Genomic DNA, 8,220 nt, shown 5'->3' with positions numbered 1-8,220 from the left:
ATCTGGTTCCTGAAGTCCCTGCCGAGCCGCATCTCGATGATGCTCGACATGGCGCTGAAGGACGTGGAGCGGGTGCTCTACTTCGAATACTACATCGTCACCGAGCCGGGCCTGACCCCGCTGAAGCAGCACCAGCTGCTGTCGGAAGACGACTATATGCGCTTCCAGGAAGAGTTCGGCGACGACAGCTTCACCGCCGAGATCGGCGCCGAAGCGGTCCAGGGCCTGCTGCGCGCCATCGACCTGCCCAAGGAGGCCGAGAAGCTCCGCGAGGACCTGCTCACCACCACCTCGGAAATGAAGCTCAAGAAGACGTCCAAGCGTCTGAAGCTGATCGAAAGCTTCATCGAGAGCGGCAACAAGCCCGAATGGATGGTGCTGTCGGTGGTGCCGGTGATCCCGCCGGAACTTCGCCCGCTGGTGCCCCTGGACGGCGGCCGCTTCGCCACGTCCGACCTCAACGACCTCTATCGCCGGGTCATCAACCGGAACAACCGCCTCAAGCGCCTGATCGAGCTGCGGGCGCCGGACATCATCATCCGCAACGAAAAGCGGATGCTGCAGGAATCCGTCGACGCCCTGTTCGACAACGGCCGTCGCGGCCGGGTCATCACCGGCGCCAACAAGCGGCCCCTGAAGTCGCTGGCCGACATGCTGAAGGGCAAGCAGGGCCGCTTCCGTCAGAACCTGCTCGGCAAGCGCGTCGACTATTCCGGCCGTTCGGTCATCGTCGTCGGCCCTGAGCTGAAGCTGCACGAGTGCGGTCTTCCCAAGAAGATGGCGCTCGAGCTGTTCAAGCCGTTCATCTATGCGCGTCTGGACGCCAAGGGCCTGTCGGGCACCGTCAAGCAGTCCAAGCGCATGGTCGAACGCGAGCAGCCGGCGGTGTGGGACATCCTCGACGAGGTGATCCGCGAGCATCCGGTTCTGCTGAACCGCGCGCCCACCCTTCACCGCCTCGGCATCCAGGCCTTCGAGCCCAAGCTGATCGAAGGCAAGGCGATCCAGCTTCACCCGCTGGTCTGCACGGCCTTCAACGCCGACTTCGACGGCGACCAGATGGCCGTCCACGTGCCGCTCTCGCTGGAAGCCCAGCTGGAAGCGCGCGTGCTGATGATGAGCACGAACAACATCCTGTCGCCCGCCAATGGTCGCCCGATCATCGTGCCGTCGCAGGATATCGTGCTCGGCCTCTATTACCTGTCGCTGGTCAAGGACGGCGAGCCGGGCGAGGGCAAGGTGTTCGCCGACCTGGGCGAGATCGAAGCGGCGCTGAACGAAGGCGTCGTGACCCTGCACTCCAAGATCCGCTGCCGCTACACCGAGATGAACCCCGAGGGCGAAGTGGTCCGCCGGATCATCGACACCTCGCCGGGGCGGATGAAGATCGCCGCCCTGTTCCCGCTCAACGCCGCGGTCAGCCACAAGCTTCTTGAGAAGAACCTGACCAAGAAGGAAATCGGCAATCTAATCGACACCGTCTACCGCCACTGCGGTCAGAAGGCGACGGTCATCTTCGCCGACCAGATCATGGGCCTGGGCTTCCGCGAGGCCGCCAAGGCCGGCATCTCCTTCGGCAAGGATGACATCGTCATCCCGCAGCGGAAGAAGCCGATCGTCGAAGAGACCCGCAAGCTGGTCGAGGAATACGAGCAGCAGTACGCCGACGGTCTGATCACCAAGGGCGAGAAGTACAACAAGGTCGTCGATGCGTGGGCCAAGGCCACCGACCGCGTCGCCGACGAGATGATGCGCGAGATCTCCGAAGGCGTTAAGGGCGCGGACGGTCGTGAATCCGAGATCAACTCGGTCTTCATGATGTCCAACTCCGGCGCCCGCGGTTCGCAGGCCCAGATGAAGCAGCTCGGCGGGATGCGCGGCCTGATGGCCAAGCCGTCCGGCGAGATCATCGAGACGCCGATCATCTCGAACTTCAAGGAAGGCCTGACCGTCCAGGAGTACTTCAACTCCACCCACGGCGCCCGTAAGGGCCTGGCCGACACCGCGCTGAAGACCGCCAACTCGGGCTATCTGACGCGCCGTCTGGTGGACGTGGCCCAGGACTGCATCATCACCGAGGAAGACTGCGGCACCACCCGGGGCATCACCCTGGGCGCCGTGGTCGAAGGCGGCGACGTGCTGGTCTCGCTCGGCCTGCGTATCCTGGGCCGCTCGTCGGCCGAGGACATCAAGGATCCGGGCACCGGCCAGGTCATCGTTCCGGCCGACACCTATCTCGATGAGAAGATGATCGAGGTGGTCGAAAACGCCGGCGTCCAGTCGGTCAAGGTCCGCTCGGTCCTGACCTGCGAAACCAAGAACGGCGTCTGCGGCACCTGCTACGGCCGCGACCTGGCCCGCGGGACCCCGGTGAACATCGGTGAGGCTGTCGGCGTCATCGCCGCCCAGTCCATCGGCGAGCCCGGCACCCAGCTGACCATGCGGACCTTCCACATCGGCGGCACCGCCCAGGTGGCCGAGCAGTCCTTCTTCGAAAGCGCCAATGAAGGCGTGGTGAAGGTGGGCGGCGGCAATGTGGTCCAGGCCGGCGACGGCGAGTTCGTGGTCATGAACCGCAACCTGCAGATCACCGTCCAGGTCGATGGCAAGGACCGCGAGTCCTACAAGCCGCCCTATGGCGCGCGCCTGAAGGTCAAGGACGGCGACAAGGTCAAGCGCGGTCAGCGCCTGGCCGAATGGGACCCCTACACCACCCCCATCCTGACGGAAGTGGGCGGCCGGGTCCGGTTCGAAGACCTGATGGAGAACGTCTCGGTCCGCGAAGAAGCCGACGAGGCCACCGGCATCTCCAACCGCGTGGTCACCGACTGGCGCGCCTCCACCAAGGGGAGCGATCTGCGCCCCGCCGTGGGCGTGATCGACGCCGACGGCGCCTTCAAGCGCATCGCCAACGGCGGTGAAGCCCGCTACCTGCTGCCGGTCGGGGCCATTCTCTCGGTCGGCGATGGCGACGAGGTGAAGCCCGGCGAGGTCCTGGCGCGTATCCCCACCGAGGGCGCCAAGACCCGGGACATCACCGGCGGTCTGCCGCGTGTCGCCGAACTGTTCGAGGCCCGTCGGCCGAAGGACTGTGCGGTCATCGCGGAGATGGACGGCCGGGTCGAGTTCGGGCGCGACTACAAGAACAAGCGCCGGATCAAGATCACCCCGGAGGATGGCGGTGAGCCCGTCGAATTCCTGATCCCCAAGGGCAAGCATATCGCCGTCCATGACGGGGATACGATCCGCAAGGGCGAGTACATCATCGACGGCAACCCCGACCCGCATGACATCCTGCGGATTCAGGGGATCGAGGCGCTGGCCGAATTCCTCGTGGACGAGATCCAGGAGGTCTATCGACTGCAGGGCGTGCCGATCAACGACAAGCACATCGAAACGATCGTTCGTCAGATGCTGCAGAAGGTCGAGATCCTCGAGACCGGCGACACCGGCCTGCTCAAGGGCGACCATCTCGACAAGATCGAGGTGGACGAGGAGAGCGCCAAGGCCGAGGCCCGCGGCGGTCGTCCGGCGATCACCCAGCCGGTTCTGCTGGGCATCACCAAGGCGTCGCTGCAGACCCGCAGCTTCATCTCGGCGGCCTCCTTCCAGGAGACCACCCGCGTGCTCACCGAGGCTTCGGTCCAGGGCAAGCGCGACACCCTGGAAGGCCTGAAGGAGAACGTGATCGTGGGTCGCCTGATCCCGGCGGGCACGGGCTCCTACCTGCGCAACCTCCAGCGCATCGCCGCCAAGCGCGACGAAGCCCTGGCGGCCAGCCGCGAGACGACCATGGAGCCGCTGCCCGAAGTGATCGCCGCCGAGGCCGAGGCCGAGACGATCGACAACTAGGTCAGGGTCTTATTGAACCAGGCAAACAGACGGCCCGGAGGCGACTCCGGGCCGTTTTGTTTTGGCCCTGGCCCCGTTTGCCGGCGTTCAGGGCCTTGACCCACGTCCAGGGCGTTCTGACGCCACCAGCACGGGGTGGGGCTAAAGGTCGGGCAGGGGGTTCATCGCGGGCCCGCCGCCGGTGGTGTCGGTGCCCAGGGGCGGGGTGGTGCTCTCACGATAGGCCCGGTCGGCCCGTTTGCGCGCCGCGGCGCGCTCCAGGGTCTGCTGCTTGTCGGATGCTGTCAGGGGCGGGCGATAGGGGGCTGCCTCCGCGCCGTTGGCGAACCTCGCCAGGCAGGCGGCCCGTTCGGTTTCATTCAGGCGGGCGAAATCGGGCTGGCTGCAGCCAAAGGTCTGGCGAAGGGCCGATCGCAGCCGCGCCGCCTGCGCCTGGGCTTCGACGTCCGGGACGGCCGGGGGCGGGGCGATGGCGGTGGGGCTTGCCGGTGATGTACGCGGCCCCGGCGCCTGGCCGGAGGCCTCGCCGCGGGCTACAGCCGGTTGGGCGGGCGGCGTTGGCCGTCGTGTCGCCAGGGGCGGCGCCAGGACGACTTCGAAGATCGGCGCTTCGCGCAGCGGGGTGAGGTCGGGCGCCAGAGACAGCAGCACGACCAGGCCTATCAGGTGCAGGACCACGGCCAGGGCGGCCGCCGCGAGGTTCCGTAAGCTGCGCTCCATGGTCCCTTCCGGCTCGCCAAGGCCAAGCTGAGGGCGACGGGGGGCGAAACTGTGACCATTGTCGCTGGTCAGGCGCGCATGTTGCGCAAACGTTGACGCGCCCGGCCGGGGCGAGTATGAACCGCGCTCCTTTGAAGCCGGGGATTCTCATCCCAGGCCCGATGGACTCGAAAGTCTTGCAAGAGACGGCCCGCCCGCCGGAGCGCTTCTAGCGACGCGCGCCGGCGAGTTTTCGTGTTCTAGGATCCGGGTTTCGAAGACCGAACAAGAATACGACCCTTAAACGGGGCGCATCGGCCCAACGGCACACGCCCCCACAAGCCTAGGAATGGCGCAGAGAATATATGCCTACGGTCAACCAGCTGATCCGCAAGCCGCGTAAGGACAAGCCTTCGCGCAACAAGGTGCCGGCCCTGAAGGGCTGCCCCCAGCGTCGCGGCGTTTGCACGCGCGTCTACACCACCACCCCGAAGAAGCCGAACTCGGCTCTGCGTAAGGTGGCCAAGGTTCGTCTGACCACGGGCATTGAAGCGGTGTGCTATATCCCTGGCGAGGGTCACAACCTCCAGGAACACTCCGTGGTGCTGATCCGCGGCGGCCGGGTGAAGGACCTTCCCGGCGTTCGCTATCACATCCTGCGCGGCGTGCTCGACACCCAAGGGGTGAAGGACCGCAGGCAGCGTCGTTCGCTCTACGGCGCCAAGCGTCCTAAGTAAGGATAAGAAGACATGTCCCGCCGCCGTCGCGCAGAAAAACGTCAAGTCCTTCCCGATCCGAAGTTCGGGGATCTCGTCGTCACCAAGTTCATGAACTACGTGATGTACGAAGGTAAGAAGGCCGTCGCCGAGAACATCATCTACGGCGCCTTCGATATCCTGGAAGCCAAGCGCAAGGACCAAGGCCCGCTGGAGACCTTCCATGCGGCCCTGGAAAACGTCGCCCCTGGCATCGAGGTTCGCTCCCGCCGGGTTGGCGGCGCGACCTACCAGGTCCCCGTCGAAGTCCGCCCCGAGCGCCGTCGCGCCCTGGCCATCCGCTGGCTGGTGACTGCGGCGCGCAAGCGTGGCGAAAACACCATGACCGAGAAGCTCGCTGGCGAGCTTCTGGATGCTTCGTCCAATCGCGGTTCGGCCGTGAAGAAGCGCGAAGACACCCACAAGATGGCCGAGGCGAACCGCGCCTTCTCGCACTACCGCTGGTAAGACCGGTCATCCATCGCTTTCCGGCGCGGGCGGTTTGAGCTAAACCGCCCGCGCCGTTCGTTCAGCACATCGACCGGCAGCTACCTCCGGACCTCTTTCAGCAAAGCCTTTCGCTATGGCCCGTACGCACAACATTGAAGACTACCGCAACTTCGGAATCATGGCCCACATCGATGCGGGCAAGACGACGACGACGGAGCGGATCCTCTTCTACACCGGGAAGAGCCACAAGATCGGCGAAGTCCATGATGGCGCGGCCACCATGGACTGGATGGAGCAGGAGCAGGAGCGGGGGATCACGATCACCTCGGCTGCGACCACGTCCTTCTGGAAGGGCAAGCGCCTCAACATCATCGACACCCCCGGCCACGTGGACTTCACCATCGAGGTCGAGCGTTCGCTGCGCGTGCTCGACGGCGCGGTGACCGTGCTGGACGGCAACGCCGGTGTTGAGCCCCAGACCGAAACCGTCTGGCGCCAGGCCGACAAGTACAATGTCCCGCGCATCGTGTTCATCAACAAGATGGACAAGATCGGCGCCGACTTCGAAAAGTCGGTGGAATCGATCCGCGATCGCCTGGGCGCCAAGGCCGTTCCGATCCAGCTTCCGATCGGTTCGGAATCCTCGCTGCGCGGCATCGTGGACCTGGTCCGCATGAAGGCCGTGGTCTGGGAGAATGACGGCCTGGGCGCCGCCTTCACCGACGAAGACATTCCTGCCGACATGAAGGACAAGGCCGATGAGGCCCGCGCCTACATGATCGAGAACGCGGTCGAGCTCGATGACGAGGCCATGGAGGCCTATCTGTCGGGTGAAGAGCCGTCGGAAGAGACCATCAAGAAGTGCCTGCGTAAGGCCGTCCTGAACGGCGCCTTCTATCCGATCCTCTGCGGCTCGGCCTTCAAGAACAAGGGCGTCCAGCCCCTGCTCGACGCGGTCGTCGACTATCTGCCGTCGCCGCTCGACATCCCGCCGACCCAGGGCCTCGACTTCAAGACCGAGGAGCCGGTGGTTCGCCGCGCTTCGGACGACGAGCCTCTGTCGGTCCTGGCCTTCAAGATCATGGACGACCCCTTCGTGGGCTCGCTGACCTTCTGCCGCATCTATTCGGGCAAGCTCGAAACCGGCATGGGCCTGCTGAACTCCACCCGCGACAGGCGTGAGCGCGTCGGCCGCATGCTGCTGATGCACTCGAACAACCGCGAGGACATCAAGGAAGCCTATGCCGGCGACATCGTCGCCCTGGCCGGCCTGAAGGACACCCGCACGGGCGACACCCTGTGCGATCCCGCCAAGTCGCCGGTCATTCTTGAGCGCATGGAATTCCCCGCCCCGGTCATCGAGATCGCCGTGGAGCCCAAGTCCAAGGCCGACCAGGAAAAGCTGGGCGTCGCCCTGGCCAAGCTCGCCTCGGAAGACCCGTCCTTCACGGTCTCCACCGACCACGAGTCGGGCCAGACCATCCTGAAGGGCATGGGCGAGCTGCACCTGGACATCAAGATCGACATCCTGAAGCGCACCTATAAGGTCGAGGCCAATATCGGCGCGCCGCAGGTGGCCTATCGCGAAAGCCTCGGCAAGCGCTGCGAGATCGACTACACCCACAAGAAGCAGACCGGCGGTACGGGCCAGTTCGCCCGCGTCAAGCTGGTGTTCGAGCCGGGTGAGGCGGGTACGGGCTTCGTGTTCGAAAGCGCCCTGACCGGCGGTTCGGTGCCGAAGGAATATATCCCCGGCGTCCAGAAGGGCATCGAGTCGGCCAAGGACAACGGCCTGCTGGCCGGCTTCCCGCTGATCGACTTCAAGGCCACCCTGATCGACGGCGCCTATCACGACGTCGACTCCTCGGTCCTGGCCTTCGAAATCGCCTCGCGCGCCGCCTTCAAGGAGCTGCGCGAAAAGGGCGCTCCGAAGCTGCTCGAGCCGATCATGGCCGTCGAGGTCGTGACCCCGGAAGAGTATCTGGGTTCGGTCATCGGCGACCTGAACGGTCGTCGGGGTCAGATCCAGGGCCAGGACATGCGCGGCAACGCGACGGTCATCAACGCCTTTGTGCCGCTGGCCAACATGTTCGGTTATGTGAACACCCTTCGGGGCATGTCACAGGGCCGCGCTCAGTTCACCATGACGTATGACCACTACGAGCCGGTCCCGCAGCATGTGGCTGACGAAGTCATCAAGAAGTACGCCTAAGACCTTCCAACCCTAGTTAGAGGACGAGCCCGGACAGGGCTGGAGCTTGAAATGGCCAAAGAGAAGTTTGAACGCAATAAGCCGCATTGCAACATCGGCACGATTGGTCACGTTGACCATGGCAAGACGACGTTGACGGCGGCGATCACGATGACGCTGGCGAAGTCTGGCGGTGCGACGGCGAAGAAGTACGACGAGATCGATGCGGCGCCGGAAGAGAAGGCCCGCGGGATCACGATCAACACCGCGCAC

General features: G+C 64.9%; 6 protein-coding genes. 5 read left to right on the top strand and 1 reads right to left on the bottom strand.

All coding sequences use genetic code 11. The features are described from left to right. On the top strand, positions 1-3,852 hold a 3,852-nt coding region (gene rpoC, locus Q8L83_RS04580), incomplete at its 5' end, for a DNA-directed RNA polymerase subunit beta' (protein ID WP_305285006.1). 141 nt (positions 3,853-3,993) lie between these two features. Here rpoC and Q8L83_RS04575 read toward each other — a convergent pair. Further along, entirely contained in the window at positions 3,994-4,572 is a 579-nt protein-coding gene (locus Q8L83_RS04575; protein WP_305285004.1) for a hypothetical protein, read from the bottom strand. Positions 4,573-4,916: 344 nt separating this feature from the next. On the opposite strand from Q8L83_RS04575, the gene rpsL reads away from it, so the two are divergent. The 4 genes from rpsL to Q8L83_RS04555 all read left to right on the top strand — a co-directional run. Then, on the top strand, positions 4,917-5,288 hold the full coding sequence (gene rpsL, locus Q8L83_RS04570; protein ID WP_293317138.1) for a 30S ribosomal protein S12: 372 nt from the start codon (positions 4,917-4,919) through the stop codon (positions 5,286-5,288). A gap of 12 nt (positions 5,289-5,300) precedes the next feature. Next, positions 5,301-5,774 carry a 30S ribosomal protein S7 gene (rpsG, locus tag Q8L83_RS04565; RefSeq protein WP_300572945.1) on the top strand — a complete coding sequence of 158 codons (474 nt, stop codon included), beginning with the start codon at positions 5,301-5,303 and terminating at the stop codon, positions 5,772-5,774. A gap of 115 nt (positions 5,775-5,889) precedes the next feature. Next, positions 5,890-7,968: an elongation factor G gene (gene fusA / locus Q8L83_RS04560; protein ID WP_305285003.1), complete on the top strand. Its 2,079-nt coding sequence runs from the start codon at positions 5,890-5,892 to the stop codon at positions 7,966-7,968. 51 nt (positions 7,969-8,019) lie between these two features. Beyond that, positions 8,020-8,220 (top strand): GTP-binding protein (locus Q8L83_RS04555; protein WP_305285002.1); only part of this gene is annotated, 201 nt, incomplete at its 3' end.

Origin of the sequence: Phenylobacterium sp., from assembly GCF_030680185.1 — a bacterium.
GTDB lineage: Bacteria > Pseudomonadota > Alphaproteobacteria > Caulobacterales > Caulobacteraceae > Phenylobacterium.
The sequence above is the reverse complement of the archived record's forward strand: the minus strand, read 5'-3'. Positions and strand labels throughout refer to the sequence as shown.